General features: G+C 72.1%; 26 protein-coding genes and 3 pseudogenes. 15 read left to right on the plus strand and 14 right to left on the minus strand.

All coding sequences use genetic code 11. The features are described 5' to 3' along the window. Positions 1–102 precede the first annotated feature (102 nt). Positions 103–651 carry a hypothetical protein gene (locus D474_RS0100435; protein ID WP_017611629.1) on the plus strand — a complete coding sequence of 183 codons (549 nt, stop codon included), beginning with the start codon at positions 103–105 and terminating at the stop codon, positions 649–651. 17 nt (positions 652–668) lie between these two features. On the opposite strand, the gene D474_RS32500 is transcribed toward D474_RS0100435, so the two are convergent. The 3 genes from D474_RS32500 to D474_RS0100450 all read right to left on the minus strand — a co-directional run bounded on the left by D474_RS32500 (position 669) and on the right by D474_RS0100450 (position 2,003). Next, a complete protein-coding gene (locus tag D474_RS32500) occupies positions 669–860 on the minus strand; it encodes a hypothetical protein (protein ID WP_017611630.1) in 192 nt (63 codons plus the stop codon). 113 nt (positions 861–973) lie between these two features. Further along, positions 974–1,297, minus strand: a complete 324-nt coding sequence (locus D474_RS32910; RefSeq protein WP_017611631.1) for a hypothetical protein — start codon at positions 1,295–1,297, stop codon at positions 974–976. A gap of 7 nt (positions 1,298–1,304) precedes the next feature. Then, a complete protein-coding gene (locus D474_RS0100450; protein WP_017611632.1) occupies positions 1,305–2,003 on the minus strand; it encodes a class I SAM-dependent methyltransferase in 699 nt (232 codons plus the stop codon). A gap of 305 nt (positions 2,004–2,308) precedes the next feature. Here D474_RS0100450 and D474_RS34005 point away from each other — a divergent pair, with 305 nt between their 5' ends. The 5 genes from D474_RS34005 (at position 2,309) to D474_RS0100470 (ending at position 4,691) form a co-directional block, all read left to right on the plus strand. Further along, complete coding sequence (locus tag D474_RS34005) at positions 2,309–2,464, plus strand: hypothetical protein (RefSeq protein ID WP_017611633.1); 156 nt, start codon at positions 2,309–2,311, stop codon at positions 2,462–2,464. A gap of 5 nt (positions 2,465–2,469) precedes the next feature. Beyond that, a complete protein-coding gene (locus tag D474_RS34010; protein WP_338045260.1) occupies positions 2,470–2,565 on the plus strand; it encodes a hypothetical protein in 96 nt (31 codons plus the stop codon). 102 nt (positions 2,566–2,667) lie between these two features. Next, a complete protein-coding gene (locus tag D474_RS27175) occupies positions 2,668–3,297 on the plus strand; it encodes a GDSL-type esterase/lipase family protein (RefSeq protein ID WP_017611634.1) in 630 nt (209 codons plus the stop codon). A 102-nt stretch (positions 3,298–3,399) separates the two neighbouring features. Continuing rightward, positions 3,400–3,555, plus strand: a complete 156-nt coding sequence (locus tag D474_RS32105; RefSeq protein ID WP_017611635.1) for a hypothetical protein — start codon at positions 3,400–3,402, stop codon at positions 3,553–3,555. A 317-nt stretch (positions 3,556–3,872) separates the two neighbouring features. Continuing rightward, positions 3,873–4,691, plus strand: a complete 819-nt coding sequence (locus D474_RS0100470) for an SDR family oxidoreductase (RefSeq protein ID WP_017611636.1) — start codon at positions 3,873–3,875, stop codon at positions 4,689–4,691. Between the two features lie 76 nt (positions 4,692–4,767). On the opposite strand, the gene D474_RS0100475 is transcribed toward D474_RS0100470, so the two are convergent. The 3 genes from D474_RS0100475 to D474_RS31570 form a co-directional block, all read right to left on the minus strand. Continuing rightward, positions 4,768–5,970, minus strand: a complete 1,203-nt coding sequence (locus D474_RS0100475; RefSeq protein ID WP_017611637.1) for an FAD-dependent monooxygenase — start codon at positions 5,968–5,970, stop codon at positions 4,768–4,770. Next, entirely contained in the window at positions 5,967–6,539 is a 573-nt protein-coding gene (locus D474_RS0100480; protein WP_017611638.1) for a TetR/AcrR family transcriptional regulator, read from the minus strand. The genes D474_RS0100475 and D474_RS0100480 overlap by 4 nt, the downstream gene beginning before the upstream one ends. Before the next feature lie 558 nt (positions 6,540–7,097). Continuing rightward, positions 7,098–7,286 (minus strand): hypothetical protein, encoded by a 189-nt coding sequence (locus D474_RS31570; RefSeq protein ID WP_152476536.1) that lies wholly within the window; start codon positions 7,284–7,286, stop codon positions 7,098–7,100. A gap of 114 nt (positions 7,287–7,400) precedes the next feature. Here D474_RS31570 and D474_RS0100495 point away from each other — a divergent pair, with 114 nt between their 5' ends. Next, positions 7,401–9,275, plus strand: coding sequence for a C69 family dipeptidase (locus D474_RS0100495; protein ID WP_239646966.1), 1,875 nt, complete (start codon positions 7,401–7,403; stop codon positions 9,273–9,275). 193 nt (positions 9,276–9,468) lie between these two features. Continuing rightward, positions 9,469–11,862, plus strand: coding sequence for an ATP-binding cassette domain-containing protein (locus tag D474_RS0100500; RefSeq protein WP_017611642.1), 2,394 nt, complete (start codon positions 9,469–9,471; stop codon positions 11,860–11,862). Positions 11,863–11,914: 52 nt separating this feature from the next. On the opposite strand, the gene D474_RS0100505 is transcribed toward D474_RS0100500, so the two are convergent. The 3 genes from D474_RS0100505 to D474_RS0100515 all read right to left on the minus strand — a co-directional run bounded on the left by D474_RS0100505 (position 11,915) and on the right by D474_RS0100515 (position 14,693). After that, entirely contained in the window at positions 11,915–13,030 is a 1,116-nt protein-coding gene (locus D474_RS0100505; RefSeq protein WP_017611643.1) for an NADH:flavin oxidoreductase, read from the minus strand. Between the two features lie 157 nt (positions 13,031–13,187). After that, positions 13,188–14,138 carry an aminoglycoside phosphotransferase family protein gene (locus D474_RS0100510; protein WP_026118046.1) on the minus strand — a complete coding sequence of 317 codons (951 nt, stop codon included), beginning with the start codon at positions 14,136–14,138 and terminating at the stop codon, positions 13,188–13,190. A gap of 117 nt (positions 14,139–14,255) precedes the next feature. After that, positions 14,256–14,693, minus strand: a complete 438-nt coding sequence (locus tag D474_RS0100515; protein WP_040702842.1) for a hypothetical protein — start codon at positions 14,691–14,693, stop codon at positions 14,256–14,258. A 133-nt stretch (positions 14,694–14,826) separates the two neighbouring features. Here D474_RS0100515 and D474_RS0100520 point away from each other — a divergent pair, with 133 nt between their 5' ends. After that, positions 14,827–16,002, plus strand: a complete 1,176-nt coding sequence (locus D474_RS0100520) for a GDSL-type esterase/lipase family protein (protein WP_017611646.1) — start codon at positions 14,827–14,829, stop codon at positions 16,000–16,002. 138 nt (positions 16,003–16,140) lie between these two features. Here D474_RS0100520 and D474_RS0100525 read toward each other — a convergent pair whose 3' ends face one another. From D474_RS0100525 to D474_RS27180, 3 genes are all read right to left on the minus strand, one after another. Beyond that, positions 16,141–16,644 carry a GNAT family N-acetyltransferase gene (locus D474_RS0100525; protein ID WP_017611647.1) on the minus strand — a complete coding sequence of 168 codons (504 nt, stop codon included), beginning with the start codon at positions 16,642–16,644 and terminating at the stop codon, positions 16,141–16,143. A gap of 11 nt (positions 16,645–16,655) precedes the next feature. Beyond that, a complete protein-coding gene (locus D474_RS0100530) occupies positions 16,656–17,384 on the minus strand; it encodes a Mut7-C RNAse domain-containing protein (RefSeq protein ID WP_017611648.1) in 729 nt (242 codons plus the stop codon). Between the two features lie 74 nt (positions 17,385–17,458). Then, positions 17,459–18,592 carry a hypothetical protein gene (locus tag D474_RS27180; RefSeq protein ID WP_152476540.1) on the minus strand — a complete coding sequence of 378 codons (1,134 nt, stop codon included), beginning with the start codon at positions 18,590–18,592 and terminating at the stop codon, positions 17,459–17,461. A 152-nt stretch (positions 18,593–18,744) separates the two neighbouring features. On the opposite strand from D474_RS27180, the gene D474_RS0100540 reads away from it, so the two are divergent. From D474_RS0100540 to D474_RS0100560, 5 genes and pseudogenes are all read left to right on the plus strand, one after another. Then, entirely contained in the window at positions 18,745–20,016 is a 1,272-nt protein-coding gene (locus tag D474_RS0100540) for a sensor histidine kinase (RefSeq protein ID WP_017611650.1), read from the plus strand. Between the two features lie 5 nt (positions 20,017–20,021). Then, positions 20,022–20,672 carry a response regulator gene (locus D474_RS0100545; RefSeq protein WP_026118047.1) on the plus strand — a complete coding sequence of 217 codons (651 nt, stop codon included), beginning with the start codon at positions 20,022–20,024 and terminating at the stop codon, positions 20,670–20,672. A 258-nt stretch (positions 20,673–20,930) separates the two neighbouring features. Then, positions 20,931–21,752, plus strand: a pseudogene (locus D474_RS27190) (alpha/beta hydrolase). Further along, positions 21,749–22,697: pseudogene (locus D474_RS27195) on the plus strand (ATP-binding cassette domain-containing protein). The pseudogenes D474_RS27190 and D474_RS27195 overlap by 4 nt, the downstream one beginning before the upstream one ends. Continuing rightward, a complete protein-coding gene (locus tag D474_RS0100560; protein WP_017611655.1) occupies positions 22,690–23,526 on the plus strand; it encodes an ABC transporter permease in 837 nt (278 codons plus the stop codon). The pseudogene D474_RS27195 and the gene D474_RS0100560 overlap by 8 nt, the downstream one beginning before the upstream one ends. Before the next feature lie 10 nt (positions 23,527–23,536). On the opposite strand, the gene D474_RS33070 is transcribed toward D474_RS0100560, so the two are convergent. Next, entirely contained in the window at positions 23,537–24,343 is an 807-nt protein-coding gene (locus tag D474_RS33070) for a class I SAM-dependent methyltransferase (protein WP_338045261.1), read from the minus strand. 335 nt (positions 24,344–24,678) lie between these two features. Beyond that, on the minus strand, positions 24,679–25,440 hold the full coding sequence (locus tag D474_RS0100570; RefSeq protein ID WP_017611657.1) for an SDR family oxidoreductase: 762 nt from the start codon (positions 25,438–25,440) through the stop codon (positions 24,679–24,681). A gap of 151 nt (positions 25,441–25,591) precedes the next feature. Between D474_RS0100570 and D474_RS30715 the strand changes: the two are divergent. Then, positions 25,592–25,994, plus strand: a pseudogene (locus D474_RS30715) (FAD-binding oxidoreductase); the annotation flags it as partial.

The raw sequence follows: 25,994 nt of genomic DNA on the forward strand, positions 1-25,994 counted from the left end.
TACCTGCCGTCGATTCCTGAAAGCATCTTTACTTTGCATGGGTGCCACGGCATAGTTACAACCGTTGTAGCTCGCAGCAGGATGCAAGAGTTAAGAGGCGGTATGGCGATCCGGATCAGGCTCGGTGACTACGAGCGGCAGACCGACGATGCGCTCGGGCGCGACGCGATCGGTTACTTCCCGCGCATGACCGAGACCGAGGCGTGGGAGGCCGGCCGGGGGCTGTGGCGGCTGAACCTGAAAGTGGTGAGCCGTGAACGATTCGCGGTCATCGTGGGGCAGGACCTCGTTCGCGCTGTCGCCGGGATCACGGACGTGACCGCCCACATGACCGGCCTCGGACCGAAGAAGGCCCTCGAAGGGGATCTCCTCGGTCCAGGGCACCCGATGTACGACCGCTACATCAACCAGCCCGACCCGCTCGCCAACGACTCCCGCAACAGCATCGCCTACGGCGATCTGCCCGAGGAGGCGCAGTTCCGTACCCGGGACTGCGCCTGCGGGTGCGACCAGAGCACCACGCACGACTTCGTCCCCGGCCACGAGCTGCGCGCCATCCAGGCCCGGGTACGCGAGCACTTCGGCGGTTCCGTGCTCTCCTTCATTACCTGGCTCGACGCCGAACTCCAGTCCACGAACACCGGCGCGTAGCAGCAGAAGGCGCGGATTCAGCAGTCAGCGGCTCGGCGGGGCGGCGCCTCCTCGTGGTCGTCCTCGCCCTGCTCGTGCTGTCGGCGGTCGGCCGCCGACTGGGCTCGGGCATCGAACCCGGAGCGAGCCGAGGAGCTGTCGGGTTCCCTGGCCGCGGCGGACTGGATGCGAGCGGCAGCGTCCTTGTCCATCTCGGTGTGCCTGCTCATGACCTCTACCTACCCGCCGACCAGCCCATTGCCCCCGCCAGATCCGCCCCCTTACCTACCCCACCGACTTGACCATTCCACCGAGTGTCAACAGATGTGACAGTTGTCGGGACTCACCGTTCCGTTCCTACTCGGACCCCATCCTGGCCGTGCATCGCGACGGCGACCGGGTGGTGAGTATCGAACGCCGGCTGCACGGCACCGACCTGAGAGTCCGGGCACGGTTCGCCGATCAGTGTCTGCCCGCTCGGGCGCAGGCTGGGCCCGAGCAGTTGTGCGGTTCCGGCCACCCCGTCGTTGATCCAGGTGGTGCCCAGGCAGGCGGCGACATCGACCGGTTCGTCGGCCACGTGTCCGGCGGTGTCGCCGTGCACGAAGGTGAGCCGGTCGGCCACACCCAGTTCGGCGGCGCGGGCGCGGGCCTGGTCGGTGAGCAAGCGCGCTTCAGGTCAAGAAAGAAGGGGAGGGCGCGGGCACGGAGCGGTTCGGGCTGCGCCCGCTCACCGTGGTGAGTTGCAGCAGCAGGTGCATCTGCGCCCACCCGCGGCGCAGGTCCTGGGATGGGTGCACGAGCAGGCGTGCGGCCTCGGACAGGCCTGCGGCGCCGGCTGCGCGGACCAGGTGCTCGGGGCTGTGGCGGTGGGCGGGGGCGACGGCGTGGTCGAAGGGTTCGGTGTGCGTGCCGGGTTCCTGGGACTGGAAGGAGACCAGCACGGGTCCGCCCGGGGCCAGGACCCGGGCCCATTCGGTGAAGGTCTCGGGCACCTGGTCGGGCGGGGTGTGGATGAGTGAGTAGTGGGCCAGGATGCCGCCCAGGGTGGACGGGGCCAGGGGCAGGTGGCGCATGCTCGCGCGCACGAACGCCGGGCCGGGGTGGGTGTGGCGGGCGTGGGCGAGCAGGCGCGCGGACACATCCAGGCCCAGGACCCGCAGTCCGCGGGTGTGCAGGTCTGCGCACACGTGCCCGGGGCCGCAGCCCAGGTCGGCGACCGGGCGTGCTGGGTCGGCCAGGTCGGTGAAGGCCGGGATCAGGGCCCGGTGCAGGGGGTGGGTGGTGTGGTGGTGCGTGGCGAAGTCGGTGTAGCGCTGGGCCTGGTGGTCGTAGGCGGCGCCGGTGGCGGCCTCGTGGGAGGGCAGGGGCATGGGGGCATCGTAGGCCGGGTTCGGGTGGTGGGGCTCTGGGCAGGTCGGTCTGCGGAGGTGCTCGGCGATCCGGGGCCGGGCCCCTGTTCGCGCATCCGGGGTGCGATCGGGACTGGGCCGATCCCCTTCCTTGTACTCATATCCGTGACTAGTCTGTTCGATGGCTGGTGCCTCCGGTGTCCGCGCCGCAGGCACGCACACGGGTGAGGGCAAAGGGGCACGATGGCGCTCGGGCACGCGGTCCTGGCCGCCCTGCTGGAAGGCGAACTCAGCGGATACCAGCTGGCCAAGGCCTTCGACGCGGGGTGGCCAATTTCTGGCACGCGCACCCCCAACAGCTCTACGCCGAGCTCAAGCGCTTGGAGGGCCAAGGGCTGGTCATCGGGCGCGAGATCGTCCAGCGAGGCCGCCCCAACAAGAGGAACACCTGGCTCGGGCCGAACGGGTCGGGCCCTATCTGACCTGCCTGCGCGGGCGCGCCTTCGAACAGGGCAACCAGCAATGGTGTGAGCGGGTGATGGGCGTGCTGCGCGCCCGGCAGGAGGAGTGCCGTGATGGCTGAGCACACGTCTCTGCGTTATGTGGCCCTGGGCGACAGCCAGACCGAAGGGGTGGGGGCGGGCACGAATTCACCGGATGGCGCGGGTTCGCCGACCGGTTCGCCGTGCTGGCGGCCGGGCATCACCCGTCGTTGTTCCATGCCAACCTCGCCGTGCGGGGCCGGCGCGCACACCAGGTCCACCACGAACAGCTGGCCCCGGCTCTGGAGTTGGAACCGGACGTGGCCACCGTCGTGGCCGGCGGGGTCGACGACCTGCTGCGGCCCCGCTTCGAGGCTGCGCAGGTGGCCGCACATGTGGAGTCGATGACCTTCCCCGATCCGGCGCCGCTGGTACCGGTCGCCCGGCCGGTCTCGGGGCGGGTTCGGGAACTCAATGCGCTCCTGCGCCGTGCGGCCCGGCGCCAGGGTGTGCTGTTGGCCGAGATGGAGGGCCACCCGGTGGTGGGCGATGCCCGTTTGTGGAGCGAGGACCGTCTGCACGCCGGTCCCGAGGGGCACGCGCGGATGGCCGCGGCCCTGGCCCAGGTCTGGGGGCTGCCCGGTAGTGACGACTCCTGGACCCGCCCGTTGCCCGGACCGGCCCCGGTCGGCAGGGCCGGGTGGCAGGCGGTGGCGGCCGAGGTGCGTTGGGCCGCGCGCTTCGTTGGCCCGTGGGTGATGCGGCGGGCGTGCGGGCCATCGTCGGGGGACGGGCGCAGAGCCAAGCGCCCGTTGCTGATGCCGGTCAGGTGAGGGCAGGTCCGGTCGGCGACCAGGCCGGTCAGGGCCGCCTCGCTCGGGGCGTGCACGCGCCGAGCGGGGGCGCACCATGACGGTCGTCTCCGTGACCAGGCCGTGTTCGTCCAGGTGCAGCAGGTCGATGCAGTGCATCTTCTTGTCGCCGACGCGGGCCTGGAAGAGCAGCTCGTGCGAGTCGGTGGTGAGGCCGTCGCTGGTGCGGACCTGCCCGGTGTGCTCGCCGATGCAGTGGAAGTCCTCGAGGGTGCGTAGCAGGACCTCGAACAGGCCCAGGACCATGTCCTTGCCCTCGAAGGGGGTGAAGGTGACCGGGTTCAGCAAGCGGTTGTCGGGGGCCAGGAGGCGCGGAAGCGTCGGGGGTGTCCGCGGGCTCTTGTTGATCAGATTGATTAACAGTCATATTCATGAGTATCCCGGTGGCCGGGCGAGCGACAGGGGGACGGCTCACCCGGGCCGCGGCCCATCACGCATGCCGGAGTGGCAGACACCGGCACCCCGTACGCGGCATCCTGGTCCCGGACGCGTGATGGGGCGTGGTGCCCCGGAACCGAGACGGGAAGGAGGCCCCGGTGCGAGTTCTGGTCGTGGGAGCGAGCGGGTTCCTGGGCGGTGAGGTCGCCCGCCGGGCCCACCTGGCGGGGCACCGGGTGGTGGGCACCTACCTGCGCAGGCCGGGCACGTCCTCAGCGGCCTCGTGGGTGCGCCTGGACGTGCGCGAGCGCTCCCGGGTCCGGGAATTGGTGGCCGCAGAACGACCGCAGGTGGTGGTCAACGCCGCCTACCGGCAGAGCGAGTGGTCCGCCACTGCCGACGGAGCGGCCCACGTGGCGGCCGGCGCGGCCGAGCACGGTGCACACCTGGTGCACGTCTCCAGCGACGCGGTCTTCTCCGGGCGGGCCGACCACTACGACGAGGACGCCCTGCCCGATCCCATCACCCCTTACGGGGCGGCCAAGGCTGCAGCAGAGACCGCGGTGCGGGCCCTGCACCCGCAGGCGGCCCTGGTGCGCACCTCGTTGATCGTGGGCCAGGGCGCCTCCGTGCACGAGCGGCGCGTGCACGCTCTGGCCTCGGGCGAGCAGGACGGGGTGCTCTTCACCGACGACGTGCGCTGCCCGGTGCACGTGTCCGACCTGGCCCGAGCCCTGCTCGAGCTGGCACAGCAGGAACGGGGCGGGATGTTCCACGTGGTCGGCGAGGACGCGGTCAGCCGCCACGAGCTGGGTGTGCTCATCGCCCGCCGTGACGGGTTGGATCCGGACGCGCTGCCGGCCGGGCTGCGGGCGCGGACCGGTCCGCCCGGGGCGTTGCGGGTGTATCTGGACTGTGCCGCCACTCGCGGGGTCCTGGGCACCGAGTTGCGCGGTGCGCGCCGGTTTTTGGCCTGAAGGACGGGATCGGGGCCGGGCCCCTACGACGTTGTTGCGGTAGGCAGGGTAGGTCCGGCGCTGGGGCGGACGTGGTTCAGGAGGGCAGGTCGGGGGCCAGGTCCTGGATGGCGCGGGTGGGCCGGCCCGAGACGGAGGTGGCCACCATCCGGTCCACCCCGGGCAGCGCCGAGAGCCTCAGGGCCAGGCGCCGCATCCGCAGCCGTGCCGGTGTGGTGGGCAGGAACCAGCCGGTTCCGGTGCGGGCTGCGCGTTGGCGTTCGGCGACCACCGGGCGCCAGCGCTGCTCGTAGTTGTGCAGGGCCTGGGGCACGGAGTGGGCGCGGGCCAGTTCCTCACCCAGGACGTAGGCGCCGCCCACGGCCAGGGACGCGCCCTGCCCGGCCAGTAGTGAGACGGCCTGGCAGGCGTCTCCGACCAGGACGGTGTGTCCGCGGCTCCAGGAGGCCATCCTGATCTGGGCGACCAGGTCGTAGTAGACGTGCTCGGGCGGTGGGCACAGTTGCAGGGCCCGGGGCACGACCCAGCCCAGGTCGGCGTAGGTGCGCTGCAGCTGTGCGCGGGGGTCTGCGGGCAGGTCGGTGCGGTCGGTGCGGTGCACGGTGAAGGCGGCCACGCGGTCGGCGTCCAGGGCGTACAGGCCCATCTGGGCGCCCAGGGTGTCGGTCAGGCAGAAGCGGCCCCGGGTCAGGGCGTGGATGCGGGGGTCGGTGAAGGTGTAGGCGCCGGTGTGGAAGCCCAGGGGGTGCAGGTAGCGGTCCTGGGGGCCGAAGAGCAGGCGGCGCACGGTGGAGTGGATGCCGTCGGCGCCCACGAGCAGGTCGGCGTGCAGGGTCTGGCCCTGGGGCAGGTGCAGGCGTATCCCGTGGGGTTCCTCGGTGATGGCGCTGGGGGCGCATCCGTAGCGCACCTGCACGTTCTCGGGCAGGAACTCGCGCAGAGCCCGTTCCAGGTCCGGGCGCATGAGGGAGACCACCGAATCGCCCAGGGAGCGGGCGAAGCGGTCGAAGCGCAGGCAGGCCCGGGTGCGCCCGCGGGCGTCGACCAGGTCGGCGCGGGCGAAGGCGCGGCCCAGCTCCCGGATGCGGGGCAGGACCCCCATGGCCTGGGCGGCTTCGTGGCCGGGGCCGAAGAAGTCGATCATGTAGCCCTGCGGGCGCGGGCCGGGGGCCTGTTCGAGGACGTGGACGCGCCAGCGGTGGTGGGCCAGGCGTTGGGCGGTGGCCAGGCCGGCGATGCCGGCGCCCACGACGACGGCGGTGCCGGGCGGGGTTGTCATCGTTGCTCCTTGGCGGGTGGTGGGTTCAGGAGTCGGCGCAGGACGGGGGCGACCTGGTCCGCGCTCAGGTGTGGGTCCAGGGAGCGGTGGAGCATGAGGCCGTCGGCGGTGGCGGCGAGCACGTGGGCGGTGTTGGCGGGGTCGGCGATGTGGCCGTCGTCGAGCCAGGTGGTCAGGTGGGTGCGCAGGCGTTGGAGGAGGTCGGTGATGCCTCGGCGTAGTTCGGTGTCGCGGGTGGCGGCCAGGTAGGCCTCGGTGAACAGGACGGTGGCGGGGTCGTCGGGGGGGTAGGCGTCGAGTTTGCCCAGGAGTTGGTCCAGGCCCTGGCGGGGGTCGGTGCGGGGCAGGTGGGTCAGGGTCTGGTCGATGACCTGGGCGATGCCGGTCAGGGCGGCTTCGTTGAGCAGGGCGCGCAGCGAGGGGAAGTGGTAGTGGACCAGGCCGGGGTTCACGCCGGCGCGGTGGGCGAGGGTGCGGGTGCTCACGGCGGTCCAGCCGCGTTCGGCGATCAGGGTGCGTGCGGTTTCGAGGAGGTCGTGGCGGACCTGGTGGCTCTTGGATGTGCTCATGGGCTCGGCTCCGGTTTTCTTGGGCAACTGTCTTGGTCGGTTGCCCAATTCTGAGCATGGCACAGGTCCGCGGTCCTGTACAGGCATCGGTACAGCTGTGGCTGTACCCGGCTCGTTCTCGGGGGCGCGGTCGGGGCTGCGGATTACGTTGGCGCCCCCGTGTGTGGCTGCGGGGCTGCCGGGAGCCTCTGGGGGCCTGACCCCCGGGAAGGCCCACTTATCGGGGGTCAGAATCCGGCGCCGCTCGGCCGGGTTTTGTTTGCTGAATCCCCTTAACGTTTATAAGTAACGTTAACGACAAACGAAATGGAGCAGGGGTCTCCGCGAGGGCAGAGCAGCGCGCACGACCGGGACGGCCCCGGGAGGCCGTGCAGCTGCCCGGCAGCGCTGGCGATGCGGCCCGGCGACGGATCCAGGGCTCAGGGCACCGGTCCGGTCAGCCCGCCGGCCACAGCACGGGCCCGGTCGGGGCGGGCCAGCACATCGGTGCTGTCCACCCACTGGTCGATCGCCCCCACCATCGGCAGTGCGCGCACCTGTGCATCGTGATCGCTTCCCTCAGCGCCGCACACAGGCGCTCGGCGGCCGGCGCCCGGTACGGGTGCGTGTGGAACAGGTGTGTGGGGGCAGGGCCTGGGGCAGCAGGGGAGCGAGGGCCTGGTGGTAGAAGTCCCGGGCCAGGTCCAGGCCGGGGACGAAGGCGCTTTCGTGTATACCGGCAACGATGCCCGGGCGGGTGGTCGCCACTGGAGTGGTTTTGTGCCCGGTCGGCCCGGCGGTGCGGTCCTGGCCCGACCCGCCGCGGATTTCCTGTTCGATCGGGTCATTTGTTAGTTTCTGGCGCTCATGAGGACTTTTCCCTTGCCAGAGCCTGTCGCCGGCCGCGCCGCGCAGGTCCCGTCCCCCGCCGGCGCCAGGACCGGTGCGGCCGCTGTGGCGCTGCTGCTGGCCTTGGCCCCGCTGGCCCCGGTCCAGGCCGAGGAATCCGGCGACCAGGGCCAGGACCGGTCGGCCGGGGCCGGCGCCCCGCCCCGGGAGGGGCCCGCCAACTCCGACAAGAGCATCGGTTTCTACGTCGGCAAGGATCTGACCCAGGACGGTTCGGTGCTGCTGGGCGGGTTCGGGCACGAACCCTCAAGCCACTGGTTGGAGATCGTCGAGGCCCAGGACCACCCCGAGGACGCCACTGTGCAGGTCGGGGCCACCGAGGAGGCCGACATCCCCGGCGAGCTCACCGAGATCCCGCAGGTCGAGCACACCGCCAAGTACATCACCATGAACTACTCGGAGTTCTCCGGGTTCCCGGCCCCGTTGACCAACGGCGGCCTCAACGAGCACCAGGTGGCCGCGCGCGACATCTGGTCCGACTCCCGTGAGGAGCTGGTGGAGATGCCCCCCACCCCGCAGGAGGGGCCCCAGTACAGCGACCTGTCGCGCCTGGCCATGGAACGGGCCACCAGCGCCCGCGAGGCCGTGGAGATCGTGGGCGGGCTCATCGACGAGTACGGCTACACCACCTACGGCGGCAACTCCCACCTGTTCGCCGACCAGGACGAGGGGTGGGTGCTGGTGGAGTACGCCGGCGGCCAGGGCCTGTGGGCGGCCGAACGCCTGGGCTCGGACGAGGTGCGGGTGTCTTATCCCGGCTACATCCAGGACTTCCCGGTCGATCGCGACGACGACAGCGACTTCATGGGCTCGCAGAACCTGGTGAGCTTCGCCGAGGAGCAGGGCTGGTTCGATGCCGAGGGCGAGCAGACCATCGACCTGCAGCAGGTCTACGGCACGCCTTTTCCCGGGCCGCCCGGTGAGGACGGGGAGGCGCCCTTCCGGTACCCGCCGCGGTTGGAGGAGGAGCTGCAGGAGATGGCGCCGATGTCGTTGCAGGACATGCAGCGCATGGTCCGCGACCCGCGCTGGTCCGACGACCGGGCCGGTTACGGGCAGGTCGCCGAGTTGCAGCAGGACCTGGCCGACCCGGATCTGGCCACGTTGTGGGTGGCCCCCACCGCCGCGGTCACCGCTCCCTTCATCCCCTGGCACATCGGCGCCGAGGAGATCCCGCCCGAGTACAGCCAGCACCGGTACCTGACCTCGGGATCGGCCGCCACCTACGTCGACCCCGACTACGCCCACCTGGAGGCCACCCAGTACCCGGTGCGCACGTTCAAGCGCCTGATGTACTACACGTGCGAGCGTCCCGAGGCCTTCCTCGGGGAGGTCACCGACGCCTTCGAAGGGTTCGAGGCGCAGATGCTGCAGGACATCGACGAGGTCGAGGAGCAGGCCCTGGAGGCCTTCGAGTCCGGTGACCGGGACCAGGGGCGCCAGGCCTTGACGGGGTTCAGCAACGAGTGGGCGATGGAGGCCCTGGATCTGGGTTCGTACATGGTCGATGACGTGGAGGAGCGCACCAAGGACGAGTGGGGCATCCGTATGCCCGACCAGGAACGGGCCGAGGACGTGACCGCGGGTGCCGAGAGCCTGGACATGAGTCTGGGGGGTGAGGACGTGGTCACTGCGCGCGACCGTGTGCACTGCGACATGGGCAACGGGTGGCAGGACGGTTCGACCGTGGAGCGCCAGGGCACCTACGGTGACCCGGCCGCGGTGCCCGACTTCGAGGAGGGCGGTGCGGGAACCGCGTCGTGGGTGTGGGCGCTGGGCGGCACGGCCGTGGGGCTGCTGGCCGGTGTGGCCGGCATGTATCTGTTGGGGCGGCGCAAGAACGTCTGAGCAGCTGCTGCGGTCGGGGACCGATCGTGTTCGGGCCCGCTCCCTGCGTTCGGGGGCGGGCCCGGTGCTGTCCCGGGCAGGGTGATGGGCGGGGCTTGGCCACGGCATGGGCGCGCCTGTCGCAGGCGGGTGGTTGGATCGGGCAGGTGAGCGAAGCGGCGCGCACCGGCCGGGGCGCGGGAAGGGGCGGACGATGCGGCAGGACACGGCGGCGCAGGCACCGGGGCCGGTGCATGTGGCCGACAGCCACGAGCAGATCCGTGTGTTGGGGGCGCGGGAGAACAACCTGCAGGGGTTGGACGTGGTGCTGCCCAAGCGGCGGTTGACGGTCTTCACCGGTGTGTCCGGCTCGGGGAAGAGTTCGCTGGTCTTCGACACGGTGGCTGCGGAGTCGCAGCGGTTGGTGAACGAGACCTACAGCGCGTTCCTGCAGACGTTCATGCCCGCCTCGGCGCGCCCGCAGGTGGATGTGTTGGAGGGACTGACCACCGCGATCATCGTCGATCAGAAGCCGATGGGCGCCGATCCGCGTTCGACGGTGGGTACGGCCACCGATGTCAATGCGATGCTGCGGATCTTGTTCAGCCGGCTGGGTGAGCCGCACATCGGTTCGCCCAACGCGTTCTCGTTCAACGTGGCCTCGGTGCGTGCGAGCGGGTCCTTCACGGTCGAGCGGGCCTCGGCGGCTCCGCGTGAGCACGTGACCTTCACTCGGGCCGGGGGCATGTGCCCGTTCTGTGAGGGGCGCGGGCAGGTCGCGGATGTGGATGCCTCGCAGTTGTACGAGGCCGACAAGTCCTTGAACGAGGGTGCGATCACGGTGCCCGGGTACAAGGCGGGCGGCTGGTCGGTGCGTCTGTTCGCCGAGTCGGGGCTGGTGGATGGCGACAAACCGGTGCGGGAGTTCTCCGAGCAGGAGTTGCACGACTTCTTGTACTGCGAGCCGGTCAAGCGGCGCATCAACGGGGTCAACATGACCTATGAGGGTCTGGTGCTGCGGGTGCGCAAGTCGTTCCTGGCCAAGGAGCGTGAGGCGATGCAGCCGCACATCAGGGCGTTCGTGGACCGTGCGGTGACCTTCACCGAGTGTGGTGAGTGCGGCGGTACCCGGTTGAGCCAGGCGGCGCGGTCGGCGCGTATCGGTGGGCTCAACATCGCCGAGGTGTGTGCGATGCAGGTCAGTGATCTGGCCGTGTGGGTGCGGGCGCTGGGTGGGCGTGAGCCGTCGGTGGGCCCTCTGGTGGGGGCATTGGTGGACACGTTGGACTCGTTCGTGCAGATCGGGTTGGGGTATTTGTCGTTGGACCGTGCGGCGGGCACGTTGTCGGGCGGTGAGGCCCAGCGGGCGAAGATGATCCGGCACTTGGGTTCGTCACTGACCGATGTCACCTATGTCTTCGACGAGCCCACGGCGGGGTTGCACCCGCACGACGTGGCGCGGATGAACGAGTTGTTGCTGCGGTTGCGGGACAAGGGCAACACGGTGCTGGTTGTCGAGCACGAGCCGGAGACGATCCAGGTCGCCGACCACGTGGTGGACCTGGGTCCGGGTGCGGGCAGTGACGGGGGCCTGGTCTGTTTCGAGGGCAGCGTGCAGAGGTTGCGCGCCAGTGAGACGGTGACGGGCCGGCACCTGGACGACCGCGCGCAGCTCAAGGAGCAGGTGCGCGGGCCCACGGGGGTGTTGCAGGTGCGCGGGGCCTCGGCGCACAACCTGCGGTCGGTGGATGTGGACATCCCGTTGGGGGTGTTGGTGGTGGTCACCGGGGTGGCGGGGTCGGGCAAGAGTTCGCTGGTGCACGCCTCGGTCCCGGCGGGTGAGGGTGTGGTCTGTATCGATCAGAGCCCGATCCGGGGGTCGCGGCGTTCCAGCCCGGCCACGTACACGGGGTTGTTGGAGCCCATCCGTAAGGCCTTCGCCAAGGCCAACGGGGTCAAGGCGTCGCTGTTCAGCGCCAACTCCGAGGGTGCCTGCCCCAACTGCAGGGGTGCGGGGGTGGTCCAGACCGACCTGGGGATGATGGCGGGGGTGACGACCACGTGCGAGGAGTGCGGGGGTCGGCGGTTCGAGGCCTCGGTGCTCGAGCACCGGCTGGGCGGTTTCGACATCAGCCAGGTGTTGCAGATGTCGGTGGAGCGCGCCCTGGGGTTCTTCTCCGAAGGTGAGGCCCGGGTGCCGGCGGCGGCGCGGATCCTGGGGCGCCTGCACGAGGTCGGTCTGGGTTATGTGGGTCTGGGCCAGCCGATGAGCACGCTCTCGGGCGGTGAGTTGCAGCGGGTGAAGCTGGCTGCGCACATGGCCGAGCCGGGTGGGGTGTATGTGTTGGACGAGCCGACCAACGGGTTGCACCCGGCCGATGTGGAGCAGTTGACGGCGATGCTGGACCGGTTGGTGGACTCGGGCACCTCGGTGGTGGTCGTGGAGCACCACCTGGCGGTGATGGCGCGGGCCGACCACCTGATCGACCTGGGGCCGGGCGCGGGCCACGAGGGCGGGCGTGTGGTCTTCGAGGGCAGCCCGGCGGAGTTGGTCTGCGAGGCTTCAACGTTGACGGGTCAGTACCTGGCCGAGTTCGTGCAGGATTGAACTCGCAGTTCAGAGCGGGGGCGGGCTCGTCGGGTCCGCCCCCGCGGTGTGTTCAGTGCAGGGTGCGCACAGCGTCCTTGGTGTAGGCGATCAGGTCGTCGCCGCGGCCGGTCAGGACCTTCTGGGCCCAGGCGGGGTCGGCCAGCAGGGCACGGCCCACGGCCACCATGTCGAACTCCTCGGCCTCCAGGCGGTCCAGGAGGGTGTCGATGCCGGTGACCTGGGCGCTGCGGCCCAGCCGGTCGGGGGCGAAGACGCCGTCCAGGCCCACCGAGCCGACGGTGATGGCGGGCAGGCCGGTGACCTTCTTGGCCCACCCGGCGATGTTCAGGCCCGGGTCGGATTCGGGGAAGGCGGGCTCCCAGTAGCGGCGGCCGGAGGCGTGGAAAGCGGTGACGCCGGCGCGGGCCAAGGGGGTCAGGACGGTGTCCAGTTCCTGCGGGGTGGGTGCGATCTGGGCGTCGTAGTTGCCGGCCTTCCACTGGGAGAAGCGCAGCAGGACGGGGAAGTCGGCGGAGACCTTCTCGCGTACGGCCTCGACGATGTCGGCGGCGAAGCGGGTGCGTGAGAGGGGGTCGCCGCCGTAGGTGTCGGTGCGCTGGTTGGTGCGCTCCCACAGGAACTGGTCGATGAGGTAGCCGTGGGCGCCGTGCAGTTCCACCCCGTCGAAGCCCAGGTGTTCGGCGTGTGCGGCGGCTTCGGCGAAGGAGGCGATGAGGGCGTCGATGTCGGCGAGCGTGAGCGTGGTTCCGGCGCCGGTGGTGCCGTCCAGGGCGATGCCGGAGGGGCCCACGGAGGGGGCGTCGGGGAAGGGCGGGGACCCGGCGGTGCGCTGGATGCCGATGTGCCAGAGCTGGGGCATGATCGCGGCGCCGGCGGCGTGCACCTCGTCGGCGACGCGGCCCCACCCCTGGAGCTGTTCGGTTCCGGTGAAGCGGGGGACATTGTCGCTCTCACCGGCGCTGGGGTGGCCCACGTAGGTGCCCTCGGTGATGATCAGGCCGGTTCCGGCGGCAGCGCGGCGGGCGTAGTAGGCGGCCACGTCGGGTCCGGGGATGCCGCCGGGGGAGTGCATGCGGGTCATGGGGGCCATGGCCAGGCGGTTGGGGATCTTGGCCGATCCCAGGGTCAGGGGCCGGTCGAGGAGCTGGGAGGCGCGGGTGGGCAACGGCTTCTCCAGGCGTCAGGTCGGGACGGGGGCGTGCACCGTGAACGTACCGGGTGGCCCGGGCGGGTGGTGCACGGCGGGGTTGTGACGCGCACCGCTGCGCACGGGTGCGGCCCTGGTGTGGTGGCCGGGGCCGCGGGCGGTGGTTCGGTGCGCCTCACAGGTGCAGGCCGCCGGCGAAGGGGCCCTTCTTCCATTCCTGCACGGCCGGGGTGAGGTAGTCGGCGAGCACGGGCAGTTGCGGGACCAGCGCCAGGGTGGCGATGACACGTAGTTTGCCGACGGCGTTGACGAAGGCCAGAACGTCGGGGTCGGCCTCGGCCATGCCCTGGTCGCGGGCGCTGTCGTTGTAGGCCTGGACGAGTTCGTCGGGCAGCCCGCCCAGGTCCCATTCGACGGGTCCGAGGCTGACCAGTTCGAAGTCGGCGTAGAGAGGGCCGCTGGTGCTGGTGAAGATGTTGGCGGGTGGGGAGTCGCCGTGCACAGGCTGCAGCGGGGTGTGGGGGAAGGCCTGTTCGAACCTGTGGCGGGAGGTGACCAGGGGCTCCAGGAGGTGCCATTCCTTCTGGGCGCGTTCGAGGTCGTGGGCTTCGATGAGGTCGGGGTGCTGGTGCAGGCGGTCCAGGTCGCTGGTCAGTGAGGCGGCGTCGGCGGCTGCGAGGAAGTCCAGGTCGCCGGGGTAGTCGCGCAGGGCCCGGTGCAGGGCGGGTGTGTGCGCGGCGTTGGCGGCGTAGTCGGGTTCGGCGCCCGGGGCCTGGTCGACGTACTGCCAGAAGGTGAGGGAGAACCCGTCGTGCAGCATGGGTTCGCGGGGTACCAGGGGTGAGGGCGCGACGACGGGTGTGCCCTGTTCGTGCAGCCACTGGGCGACGTCGAGTTCGTGCTGTTGGCGGGCGGCGACCTGGCGCGGGTCGGTGCCGGGCGGCAGGACGGTGGGGATGCGGGCCACGACGGGTTCGGGTGCCAGGTGCACGACGACGGAGAACAGATCGTGCAGGACGGCGGGTTCTGTGGGGTTCAGGCCCAGCTCGCGGGCCGAGGACAGGGCGGCTTCGCGTGCGGCGTTGGTGCGTTGTTCGCGTTGTTCCTGGGTCATGTGAGCGCTCATGGAGACATCGTGGCACGCAGCGAGAAGTGAACGCGACGAAACGTCCCGTCTCGTCGACCGGTGTGGGCGGACTCTCCCCACCTCGTACGGGCGCACCACGCGGGGCGGACCGGGGGTTCACGTGGGGCCGGGGCGCTGCCAGGGCAGGGCCCCGTAGCTGTTGCGGTAGATCTTGCCCGGTCTGGGGTGGGTGAACTTCAGGGCGGCCCAGGTGTGGTCCACGCGCAGGCAGGTGCTCTCGACCATGGCCAGGTCGTAGCCGATCTCGATCACCGACTTCATGGTCAGATCGGTGCCCAGGCGCCCGCCCTTGGGCCAGGACACCCAGAGCATGCCGCCCCGGGCCAGGTGCTCGCGCAGGAGGGGGGAGTGGGTGCGCAGGTGCTCCTGGGTGGTGGTGAACAGGTGCAGGTAGTCGAAGGTGCCCTCGAGGTGGTCGGGGCGTTCCAGCTCGGGCAGGTCCAGGGCGTGGATTGCGTGGGTGGGGGCGTGGGCCAGATGCGCCCGGCTGCCGGGGCGCACACCCATCTTCTGGGCGACGGTGCGTGGGCTCATGCGGGCAGCTTAGGGACGGGCAGTGACAGTACGCGGTGGGAAACACGCTGGTGCGCGCGGGTTCTGTGGGGCTAGGCTCGGCCGGTCGCCGCGGCCGGCCTGCTGCGGCGTGCACGAGAGAACGAGGACGACGATGCCTGCCTTGACCACCACACCCCTGACCCCCGACCTGGTCCGGGGCGCTCTGGAGGTGGAGCCCACCGAGCGGGGTGGCCTGCGCCCGCACCGCCTGCCGGCCTGGGCCCGCGAGCGCCACGCCGACGCGCAGATGCTCCTGGCCCAGTCCCACCCCTCGGGCGTGCATCTGGCCCTGCGCACCCGGGCCCGGGTCGTCGAGCTGGACGCACTCGCCTCGCGCCGGGTGTATGTGGGCGTGCCCGCGCGCCCGCCGGGGGTGTATGAGGCCCAGGTCGGCGGCCGGGTGGTGGCCTCCGGCTCCCTCGCGGGCGCCGAGGAGGAGCGCATCGACATGGCCACCGGGTCGGTCGAGCACGTGGCCGGCCCGGTGGGCACGCTGCGCCTGGACGGGCTGGGTGAGGGGGACAAGGAGGTGCGGATCTGGTTGCCGCACAACGAGGGCTGCGAACTCCTCGCGCTGCGCGCCGACGCCCCCGTGGAGGCGCTGCCGGCCGGTGAGGGACGGCGGGTGTGGCTGCACCACGGCAGTTCCATCAGTCAGGGCTCCAACGCCCAGACGCCCACGGGGGCGTGGCCGGTGCGTGCCGCGAACGAGGCCGGGGTCGAGCTGGTCAACACCGGCTACAGCGGCAGTGCGCTGTTGGACCCCTTTGTGGCGCAGTCGCTGGCCGAGGTCCCGGCCGATGTGGTCAGCCTGGAGCTGGGGATCAACGTGGTCAACGCCGACCTGATGCGGGTGCGCGCCTTCGCCCCGGCCGTGCACGGGTTCCTGGACCAGGTGCGCCGGGGCCACCCCGATGCGCCGTTGGTGGTCGTCTCGCCCCTGTGGTGCCCCATCCATGAGCAGACCCCGGGGCCGGGCGCCTTCGACACCGGGGCGCTGGCCCGGGGGCAGGTGCGCTTCTGTTCGACGGGGGATCCGGCCGAGGTCGCCGCGGGGCGGTTGACGCTGCAGGTGGTGCGCCGGGAGTTGGCGCGGGTGGTGGCCCAGCGCCGCGAGCGTGACGGGCAGCTGTTCTACGTGGACGGGTGCGAGCTCTTCGGGCGCCGGGACCACGAGCGGTGGCCGTTGCCGGACAGGTTGCACCCTGGAACCGAGGCCCACCGGGTGATCGCATCGCGCTTTGCTGAACGGGTTTTGGCTGGTCAGGGGGTTGCCGTGGCCGGGTGAGCGGTCGTGAGTGCCGGGCCCAGCACGGGTGGGGTCGGCCGGGACCCGCGTCGGGCGTGGTTGTTCGGGCGCCTGTTGCGCGGGGTCAGCGACTGGCTGTGAGCCCTGGGGCGTTCGGTCGGGGCGCGCCACACGGGGTCACCGGGGATCGAGGGGTTTTTCGTAGCGCATGACCGGGTGCAGGGCCGAGTCGGGACCGAAGTCGTGGGTTGCGCGCCGCAGGTAACCGCGGTGTTCGTAGTAGCTGCGCAGGGCGTGGTTGTGCGCCACGCAGTCCAGGCGCACGGTGTGCAGGCCGCGTTCGCGCGCCCGCTCCTCGGCCCAGGTGAGCAGGCGCCCTCCGGTGCCGCGGCCGGCGCGGGTGCGGTCGGCCATGAGCCCGTGCACGTACAGGGCGCCGCCGGCGGGTTCCTCGGGCCAGATGTGCGGGTCCTCGTCGAGCAGGCGCACGGCCGCCTGCACGGTGTGGCCGTCGCGCAGGACCCACCACTGCCGGCGGTCGATCTGGTCGGCGAAGGTGGCGAGGGAGAGCTCTCCGGGGCTCCACTGGTCGATTCCGCGCTGCTGTTGCCAGCGTGCGCAGGCCTCGCGCAGCTCGGTCAGTGCGGTGGCGTCGGCCGGGTGGGCGGGGGTGGGCAACACGGTCGGTGTCCTCACGGCGGGTCGGGGGTTTGGGTGCGGGCCCGGCGCACGATCTCGCGCAGGTTCTCGTGGTGGGCCCCGGGCCAGTAGAGGCGCTCGCAGCCGGTGCACTGGGCGAAGGTGTCGTAGGTGGCCAGGGTCCCGGGCTCGAGCCGGTGGGCCACGTGTTCGGGGGCCACCGGACGCAGCAGCCCGTTGCAGACGGGGCAGCGGGTCCAGGGGTGCAGGGGCGGGGCGAAGCGGGCCAGGACCTCGTCGAGTTGGGCGTCGGGGTGCTCGGCGCGCACGTGCGCGCCGGTGTGCAGGGCGCGGCGGAAGAGGAGTCCGCGGTCGCGGGTGAGCAGGATGCGCTGTTCGGCGTTGGCCTGGGTGAGCAGGGAGGGGTCGTCGCGGTCGTTGTCGTAGGCGGTGTCCACGCCCAGCAGGCGCAGGCGGCGGGCCAGGGTGCCCAGGTGCACGTCCAGGAGCAGGCGGGGCGGGTCGGTGGGTGCGTCCTGGGGCCAGGTGTGGGTGTGCAGGTCGATGGTGGCGCCGGGGGTGGGGCGGTGGTCGGGGGCCAGGGCGCGGTCGCCGGCCTGGAGGCGGCCGACCTCGGTGAGGGGGATGCCCAGGGACTGGATGGTGTGACCGAGGGTGGCGTCGGCATCGTGGGGCAGGCGCACCCGGTGCTCGCGGTGGCGCGGTGGCAGGAAGAAACGCAGCTCCGGTGGGATGTGCAGGGTGATCGGGTGCGCGGCCATGGGGTCAGGATGGCACAAGGGGGTGTGCCCGGGGGTGTTCGGTGCGGGGCCCGGTGGTGGGGCCCGCACCGAGCTCAGGCCGGGGCGGGTGTGCCCTGGGCCAGGCCGCGGCCGCAGGCGGGGCACACGCCGCGTCGGCGTAGGGCGTAGGCGCAGGTGGCCACGGCCAGTGCCGTGCCCCACAGGGCCATCAGGGCGAAGGCGGTCTCGTGCAGCGGGGCCTGGCTCTGGCTGGTCAGCAGCAGTGTCATGACGGTGGCGCGTCCCAGGCCGAACAGGGCCAGGGCCACGACGGTGGCCGGTACCACAGCCAGGCTGATGGGGACGGGGCGTGCGCCAAGTCGGGGCAGCCAGGTGGGCAGGCGCGTTCCCCAGGTCTGGACCAGGCCGAGCATGAGGGCGGCGCCGGCCAGGCAGGCTGCGGCCAGGCCCAGGCCGATGACGGTGGTGCCTTCGGTGGAGGCCAGTTGTTGGGCCTGCTCAGCGGTGAAGTCGGGGTAGTAGCCGAAGATCCAGGGGATGCGCAGGGCGGGGTAGGCCAGGGCGGAGGCGATGGCGATGCCTACGGCCCAGCGTCCGGTGCGTCGGGCGCGCTCGCGGGTGGTGTGTTCGTGTTCGGGGCTCCAGTGGGGGCCGCGTCCGCAGCGGGTGCAGGTTTGGCGGTGGGTGCGGGTGGCCCACAGTGCGGTGCACGTCCATAGCAGGGCTCCGAGCAGGAAGTGCGCCAGCAGGAAGGTTTCGGGGGCGGTGAAGGTCTGTGCGGCCGCGGCCCAGAGCCCGGGCACGGCCCAGCCGGCCAGGAGCAGAACGGGCAGGTAACCCAGGACGGGCAGCAGGCCGCCGTGGACCAGAACCAGGGCCAACACCGCGGCCAGGATCCAGCCCCCGGCGGCGCCGGTGCGCAGGGGTGCGTTGCGGTGTGTGCGCAGGCCCCACAGCAGGGCGGTGGCCAGGGCCGTTCCGGCGGCGCCCAGGGCCAGGACGGCGGCGGTGCTGGTGGGTGGTGGCAGCAGGGTGAGCAGGTCGCCGGTGCGCAGGGCCTGCCCGGGGCTGGTGCGTGGCAGGGTGAGCGTGCCTGTGGCCCAGAGCAGCGCGAGCAGGGCGGTGGCGGCCGACCAGGCCAGGGCGGCCAGGGCACCGGCCCGGCCGGCCCGGTGGTGCAAGGTTCGGTGCGGGCTGGGGGGTGTGGGGGCCGGTTGCGCTGTCATGGCGGGTCCCTTCTCGGTGCGCTCGCTTCGGTGTTGCGGTGTGTCTTCGAGCCTGGCGTGGTGGGTGCCCGACGCGCTTCCCTCTGGGGTGGGTTCGTGCTCCCCCGCGAGAGGGAGGCGGGTGGGTGCGGGCCCGTGCCAGGATCTGGGGCATGGGCATTGGGAGGCGGGCTCTGAGGCCGTTGGTCAGGGGCGAGACCTACACGCGCTGGGTGCACCTGGTGTTGGGCGGGGTGTTGTTCGTGCCCTACTGCCTGGCTGTGCTGGTGGTGGTGACGCTGGTGACGCGGTGGGGGCCGGGCGCGTGGTCGGCGGGTGTGCTCATCGTGGTTGCGGTGGCGTCTGTGTCTCTGGTGGGGGGCACGGGGTTGTTGCCGGGGGTGCGGGCCCAGCAGGTGCAGGTGGGGCGTGCGCTGTTGCGGGGGCCGATGGAACAGGTGCCCGACCCGGGCGGTGGGCGGGCCGGCCCGAGGGAGCGGGTGCGTTCGGGCGGGGCGTTGGCCCTGCACTTCGTGGTGGGGTTCGTGGTGGCGGTGGCCACGATGGTGGTGCTCACCGACGCGGCGACGCTGGCGCTGGTGGCGGTGACCGGCGCCCCGGCCGGCCCGGTGGCGGTACTGACGGCCGTGCCGGTGTCCCTGCCGCAGGTGCCGGGGGCGGTGGCTCGGGTACTGACCCCCGTGGCCGGGTTGGTGCTGGTTGTGGTCTTCGTGCTGGTGGTGGCGGCTGTGGGCGCGGGCGCGGCCCGGGTGGGGCCGCTGTTGCTCGGCCCCTCGGTCTCGGAGCGGTTGGCGCAGGTGAGCCGCCGGGCCGATGAGTTGGCCGAGCGCAACCGACTGGCCGCGGAATTGCACGACTCGATCGGGCACGCGTTGTCGGTGGTGGCGTTGCAGGCCGGTGCGGCGGCGCGGGTGCTGGAGCAGGATCCGGCCTTTGCGCGTGCGGCGTTGGAGGCCATCGCCGAGCAGGCGCGCACGGCCACCGGGGAGTTGGACCATGTGCTGGGCCTGTTGCGTCAGGAGCGTGCGGGGCGGGCGCCCGAGCCGGCCCTGACGGATGTGGAGCACTTGGTTCGGGCGGCCCGGGCCGGCGGGGCCGAGGTGGAGTGTGTGGTGCAGGGGCCGGTCGGGGAACTGGCGCCGGTCCTCTCGCGTGAGCTGTACCGGATCTGCCAGGAGGGGCTGACCAACGCGTTGCGCCACGGTGCCCCCGGCGGGCCGGTCCGGTTGTGGGTCCAGGTCGAGGGTGGTGCGGCGCGGGTGCAGGTGGCCAACCCGGTGGGTGCGGGTGCGGGTGCGCGCCGGGGCGGGCACGGGCTGGAGGGGGCGGCCGAGCGTGTGCGGTTGCTCGGGGGCCGCTTGGAGTACGGCGCCCAGGACGGTTGGTGGTCTCTGCGAGTGCGTATCGAAGGTGTCGAGGGGTGAGTGCCGTGGTGCGGGTGGTGCTGGTCGACGACGAGCCCTTGGTCAGGGCGGGGTTGGCGGCGCTGGTGGGTGCTGAGCCCGACATGGAGGTGGTGGGCGAGGCCGAGGACGGGGCGCAGGTCGCGGGTGTGGTGGCCCGGTGCGTCCCGGATGTGGTGCTCATGGATGTGCGGATGCCGCGCCTGGACGGGATCGAGGCCACGCGGGCGCTGATGCGCGCCCCTGTCCCGCCGAAGGTGATCGTGGTGACGACCTTCGACAGCGACCAGTACGTCTACGGGGCGTTGCGGGCCGGAGCGCAGGGGTTCGTACTCAAGCGCAGCCGGCCCGAGGACATCTTGGCGGCCGTGCGTGTGGTGCACGCGGGTGAGTCGTTGCTGTTTCCGTCGGCGATCCGCGCGCTGGCCCAGGTGCACGCGGGCGCGGACGGGCCCCGGGCGCGGGCGGTGGCGGCGTTGAGTGAGCGCGAGGCGCAGGTGTTGGTGCTCATGGCGCGGGGGTTGTCCAACACCGAGATCGCGGGCGAGGTGTTCTTGGGGGTGGAGACGGTCAAGACGCATGTGTCCAGCATCTTGGCCAAGCTCGGTGTGCGCGATCGTACGCAGGCGGTCATCGCTGCCTACGACTCGGGGTTGGTGGGCCTGAACCGCGGGTGAGGGGTGCCTGGTCGGTGGCCGGTCCCGGCCATGGTGCGGGGCGGTCGAGGTGGGGTGGGCGCCCCTGCGCGGGGGCCGGTGTCGGGGCAGGTCGTGGCAGCTGCGGTGGTGGTGGCACCACCGTCGGTGGTGGGCCGGGGTGCAAGTGAGCCGGGGTGGCAGCGCGATCGAGTTCGGCCGGGCCCGTCTCTAGCGTGATCAGTGATGGTGCTCAGTGCCCCCGCACCCGGGGGTCCGACCACGGGGAGAACCGCAACCATGATCACGGCCGCGCCGCAGGGACCGGGGCTGGCCCCGTTGACCTACCGGGAACACACCTGGCAGGGGCTGCGGCTGCTGGCCCGGTGCACCGAGGGACCGGGCCGGATCGTGGAGGTGCTGGGTGAGGTGGCCACCGGTGAGGATGTGGTGGTGCTGGTGCCGGGCAACGACAACCATCTGGGCAACTACTTCGATCCGGGTCGGCGTACCCGTCCGCGGGTCAACGGGGTGGGGTTGCTTCGCACGATGGATCACCTCGCGCCGCGGGGGCGTTTCGCGGTGGTGGTGTGGCTGGGTTATGCCACCCCCAACGGGTTCGTGGAGGCCTCGCTGAGGGGCCCGGCCGAGCGCGGGGCCCCGGATCTGGTCCGGTTGACGCACGCGCTGCCGGCCGGTGCCCACATCACGCTGGTCGGGCACAGTTACGGGGCGGTGGTGTGCGGTCTGGCGCTGGCCCAGGGGCGGGTGCACGACTGAGTGGTGCTGGGCAGCCCGGGCATGGGCGGGGCCTCGGTGGAGGAGTTGGGGTACTCGGGGCGGTTGTGGGCGGCGCTGGGTGAGCGGGACTGGATCCGGTTCTTCCCGCGCGGGCGTGTGGGCGGGTTGGGGCACGGGCCTTCGCCGCTGCGCAGGGGTTTCGGTGCGGTGCGTTTTGCGACCGGGCCGATCGGCGGCCACTGCTCCTATTACGCCCCGGGCAGCGAGTCGGTGCACAACATCGCCCGGATCGCGTTGGGACGGGCGAGCGAGGTCACTCTGGCCGGGTCCGCGGCCGGGGGTGTGCCCGGGGACGGTGCGTGTGCGGAGGTGTCGTGGTGAGCACGGTGATCCGGGCCGAGGGTGTGCGCAAGGTCTACGGGGGCGGGCGTGCGGCCCTGGACGGGTTCGACCTGCAGGTGCAGGCGGGCACGGTGCACGCCCTGCTGGGCCCCCAACGGTGCGGGCAAGACCACGGCGGTGCGGGTGATGGCGACCCTGGTGCGTTTCGACGCGGGCCGGGTGTGGTTGGACGGGCGCCGGGTGGACCGGCATGCGCGCTGGGTGCGTTCGCGTATCGGGTTCGTGGGCCAGTACGCGGCGGTGGACGAGGCGTTGAGCGGGCGCCGCAACCTGGAGATGTTCGCGCGCCTGTCGCACCTGGGGCGGGCGCGTTCGCGCCGGCGTGCGCAGGAGTTGTTGGAGCACTTCGGCCTGACGGGGGCGGCCGAGTGTGCGGTGCGCCAGTACTCGGGCGGGATGCGGCGCCGGTTGGACCTGGCGGCGGCGTTGGTGGCCGATCCGGTGGTGTTGTTCCTGGACGAGCCGACCACGGGGTTGGATCCGCGCAGCCGTGCCCGGGTGTGGGAGGCGGTGCGTGAGCTGGTGGGGCGCGGCACCACGGTGGTGCTGACCACGCAGTACCTGGAGGAGGCCGACCGGTTGGCCGACCGTGTCTCGGTGGTGCGCGCGGGGCGTGTGGTGGCCCAGGGCAGCCCGGAACGGTTGAAGGAGCGCATCGGCGGCGGGCGTGTGGAGGTGGTCGTGGAACCGGAGGACCTGGCCCTGGCCGAGGAGGTGTTGGGCCGGGCGGCCGGTGTGGCGCCGCGGGTGGAGGCCGATCAGGCGCGGGTGAGTGTTCCGGCCGGTGAGGGGGCGCTGGGGTTGGCCGAGGTGGTGCGGGCCCTGGACGAGGCCGGGTTGGTGGTCGAGGACGTGGCGTTGCGCCGCCCCGGTCTGGACGAGGTGTTCTTGAGCCTGACGGGTGAGGAGGACCGTGATGGGTGAGGCGGTGGCCGAGCGGCCCGTGCCCGGGGCGATGGAGCGGGCGCGGTGGATGGTGGTCGACACCGGGGTGGTGGCGGGCCGGTACCTGTCGCACCTGGTGCGCAAGCCCGACGAGGTCGTGGGCACCCTGTTGATCCCGGTGCTGGCGGTGCTGTTGTTCGGGTTCGTCTTCGGTGAGGCGATGGGTGAGGTGCTGGGGGAGGGCGGCAACTACCGCGGGTTCCTCATGCCGGGGCTGTTCGCGTTGACGATGGCGTTCGGGATCGGCAACACCACGATCGCGGTGGTCACCGATGTGGGGCGCGGGGTGGTGGACCGGTTCCGGACCCTGCCGATGGCGCCCTCGGCGCTGTTGGCCGGGCGCAGTGTGGCCGATGTGGTCTCGGCGCTGGTGGACCTGGCGGTGCTGGTGCTCATGGGCCGGCTGATCGGGTGGCAGTGGCACAACGGGCTCTGGGCGGCGCTGGCGGGGTTGGGGTTGTTGTTGTGGTTGCGGTTGGCCTTCACCTGGGTCGGGATCTGGTTGGGGTTGGTGGTGCGTAGCCCCGAGGCGGCGATGAAGTTCTTCTCGTTGGTGTTTCCGTTGGCGATGGTGGCCGAGACCTTCGTTCCGGTGCACACGATGCCGGGGTGGTTGGTGCCGGTGGCCGAGTGGAACCCGCTCTCGGCCACGGTGGTGGCGGCGCGGGAGCTGTTCGGCAACCCGGGTGGCGCGGGGCAGGGGTGGATGGCCGAGCACGCGGTGGGGGTGGCCCTGGCCTGGCCCGCGGTGCTGTTGTTGGTGTTCGTGCCCTTGGCGGTGGTCCGGTTCCGGCGCATGAGCCGGTGAGGGCCCCGCCTCACCCGGTGTGGCGGCCTTGGGCGCGCAGGAGCCAGGCCCCTTCCCACCAGTAGTCGCACAGGTGGTGGGTGCGCACGTGGGTGAAGCCGGCCTGCTCGAGGTCGTGGGCCCAGTCCTGGACGGAGTGTTCGTGGTTGGTGCGGGTGTGGGTGGCGAAGTGGCCCAGGACCACGGGCAGGATGAAGCCGGTCCCGACCAGGTCGCGCTCGTTCTCGTACTCGCGCAGGCCGCGTTCGAGGCGCTGCAGGCAGGAGTCGAACCAGTGCGGGTCGAAGGGGTCGGGTACGTGGGCGACGTCGAACTCGACCACGGACAGGTGGCGGGTGCGCTGGGCCAGGGCGTGCAGGACGGGGCCGCGCTCGTGCGGGGGCAGTGACTGCAGGGCGAAGGTGGACTGGGCCAGGTCCCAGCGCTGGTCGGGGTGGGTGGTGAGCAGGTCCTCGGCGGTGGTGTTGTGGGCGCGGTGGGCGATGCCCTGTGCCTGCAGGGCGTCGGTGGCCTGCTCGAGCAGGGCGGTGCTGGGTTCGACCAGGTCCACGTGCGGGGCGGGTCCGGTGGCGTCGTTGAGGGCGGGCAGCAGGGCCAGGCCGTCGCCGGGGCCCACGTCCAGCAGGGTGCGCGGGGTGTGTTCGTCGAGGATGCGGGTCAGGGCGCGTGAGGCGCGCCGGTAGAGCTCGACGTTGCCGCCGCCGCGGATGAAGGCGCCGAAGGCCTCGGGGGCGTCGTAGACGCCGGTGTGTTCGCGCTGCAGGTGGTGGGGCAGCAGGCGGGCGAATTCGCTGTGGGGGTCCAGGCGCCGGGCCAGGTGCGTGCTCGCGGGCCGGGTCGGGGTGGCCGTCGGCGTGGGCCCACAGCGCCAGGTACAGGGCGGCGCGGGCGTCCTGGGGCGGGTGTGCGGTGGCGGCCTGTTGCGCGGTCAGGCCCTGGTGGCGGGCCCGGTGCAGTGCATCCAGCGGCATGGTTGGGCCTCCTGCGGTGTGTGGGCGTTGCACCTGCGGTGGGGGGCAGGGGCAGGCCGGTCTGGCTCCAGCGGGTGCGGTGCTCGCCGGTGGCGTGGCGTTGGGTGAGGCGGATCAGGGCGCGGTGGCGCTGGTGGGGTGTGGTGTCGGCGTCCATGGGCCCAGCATGCAGTTTTCGGGGTCAGTAGCGGCCCCGGTAGCCGTCGGTGCCCAGGGCACAGAACTCGGCGAAGGTCTGCGAACCCACCTTGCGGTCGGGGGCCAGGTGTTGCCCGCGCCGGTAGGCGGCGAAGACCGCCCCGGGAAGGCGCACCGGGGTGGTACGGCGCTGCGAGCCCACCGAGTCCAGGTACTGGCGGGCCAGCTCGGTCAAGGGCTGCACCAGCGGCCCGCCCATGTCGGCGACCCGGCCCTGCGGGGGCCCGGTGGCGAGTTTGGCCAGGCGCGCGGCCACCTCGGCCACAGCGACCGGTTGCACGTCGATGTCGGGCAGGGCCATCACCGGCAGTTGGGCGCTGCGCCGGCACAGCAGCCGCACCAGGTCGTGGAACTGGGTGGTGCGTACAACGCTCACCCCCAGGTCGGAGGCGAGCAGGGCCTGCTCCACCACGTGCTTGGTGCGGTAGTAGCCCAGCGGGACCCGGTCGCAGCCCACGATGGAGATGTGGACCAGGTGGCCCACCCCGGCGGCGCGGGCGGCCGCGATGAGGTGGCGGGCCGCGGGGATGTCGGCGCGGGATCGGGAGGAGGCGCAGTGCACGACGGTGTCGGCGCCCTGCAACACCTGGTCCAGGCCCTGGCCGGTGCGCAGGTCCACCGCGGGCTCGCCTTCCTCGGCCGGGTGGCGGCCGGCCGGGCGGACCTGGTGGCCGTTGCCGCGCAGCAGCTCGGCCACGGGTCGGCCCAGTGTGCCCCTGGCTCCGGTGACCACGATCGTGCCCATGCGCCCTCCCTCGGCCCTGGAAGTGGCCCCAAGCTAACACCGGCGCCCCGGACCTGGGGGGACCTGCACGCCGGAAGGGGCGGGGGTGCCCGTTACGCTGCGGCCAGCGTCGTCGCGACCGGTGCGGCGGCCGTGGCGAAGGAGTGTGCCCATGCCCGGGGAGGCCCAGGAGTTGGCGGAGGCGATCGGCGCCGAGCAGGTGGTGACCGACCCCGGGATCATGGAGGGCATGGCACACGACGAGGCCGAGTGGGCGCCCTACGGCCGCCCGGCCGCGGTGGGGCGGCCCCGCCACACCGCCGNGCGGGCGCGGGGGTGCCGGTGGTCGCGCGCGGGGCCGGGACGGGGCTGTCCGGGGGCGCCAACGCCGCGCAGGGGTGGGTGGTGGTCTCCTTCGAGCGCATGGACCGGGTGCTGGAGGTCGACCCGGTGCAGCAGACCGCGACCGTCCAGCCCGGGGTGATCAACGCCGACCTGCGCGAGCGGGTGGCCCGGGAGGGGCTGTGGTACCCGCCGGACCCGGCCTCGGCGCCCTGGTCCACCATCGGCGGGGA

It is taken from the genome of Nocardiopsis salina YIM 90010 (assembly GCF_000341025.1).
Taxonomy (GTDB): Bacteria; Actinomycetota; Actinomycetes; order Streptosporangiales; family Streptosporangiaceae; genus Nocardiopsis; species Nocardiopsis salina.

What these genes read in the sequence shown, in the direction of transcription:
- D474_RS0100540 (WP_017611650.1), top strand. Translation starts at nt 18,745, where the DNA reads ATGGGCATTGGGAGGCGGGCTCTGAGGCCGTTGGTCAGGGGCGAGACC.
- D474_RS0100520 (WP_017611646.1), top strand. Translation starts at nt 14,827, where the DNA reads ATGCCTGCCTTGACCACCACACCCCTGACCCCCGACCTGGTCCGGGGC.
- D474_RS0100450 (WP_017611632.1), bottom strand. Translation starts at nt 2,003, where the DNA reads ATGCCCCTGCCCTCCCACGAGGCCGCCACCGGCGCCGCCTACGACCAC.
- D474_RS0100570 (WP_017611657.1), bottom strand. Translation starts at nt 25,440, where the DNA reads ATGGGCACGATCGTGGTCACCGGAGCCAGGGGCACACTGGGCCGACCC.
- D474_RS0100435 (WP_017611629.1), top strand. Translation starts at nt 103, where the DNA reads ATGGCGATCCGGATCAGGCTCGGTGACTACGAGCGGCAGACCGACGAT.
- D474_RS0100560 (WP_017611655.1), top strand. Translation starts at nt 22,690, where the DNA reads ATGGGTGAGGCGGTGGCCGAGCGGCCCGTGCCCGGGGCGATGGAGCGG.
- D474_RS27180 (WP_152476540.1), bottom strand. Translation starts at nt 18,592, where the DNA reads ATGACAGCGCAACCGGCCCCCACACCCCCCAGCCCGCACCGAACCTTG.
- D474_RS0100515 (WP_040702842.1), bottom strand. Translation starts at nt 14,693, where the DNA reads ATGAGCCCACGCACCGTCGCCCAGAAGATGGGTGTGCGCCCCGGCAGC.
- D474_RS32500 (WP_017611630.1), bottom strand. Translation starts at nt 860, where the DNA reads ATGAGCAGGCACACCGAGATGGACAAGGACGCTGCCGCTCGCATCCAG.
- D474_RS0100500 (WP_017611642.1), top strand. Translation starts at nt 9,469, where the DNA reads ATGCGGCAGGACACGGCGGCGCAGGCACCGGGGCCGGTGCATGTGGCC.
- D474_RS0100530 (WP_017611648.1), bottom strand. Translation starts at nt 17,384, where the DNA reads ATGGCCGCGCACCCGATCACCCTGCACATCCCACCGGAGCTGCGTTTC.
- D474_RS0100480 (WP_017611638.1), bottom strand. Translation starts at nt 6,539, where the DNA reads ATGAGCACATCCAAGAGCCACCAGGTCCGCCACGACCTCCTCGAAACC.
- D474_RS0100510 (WP_026118046.1), bottom strand. Translation starts at nt 14,138, where the DNA reads ATGAGCGCTCACATGACCCAGGAACAACGCGAACAACGCACCAACGCC.
- D474_RS0100475 (WP_017611637.1), bottom strand. Translation starts at nt 5,970, where the DNA reads ATGACAACCCCGCCCGGCACCGCCGTCGTCGTGGGCGCCGGCATCGCC.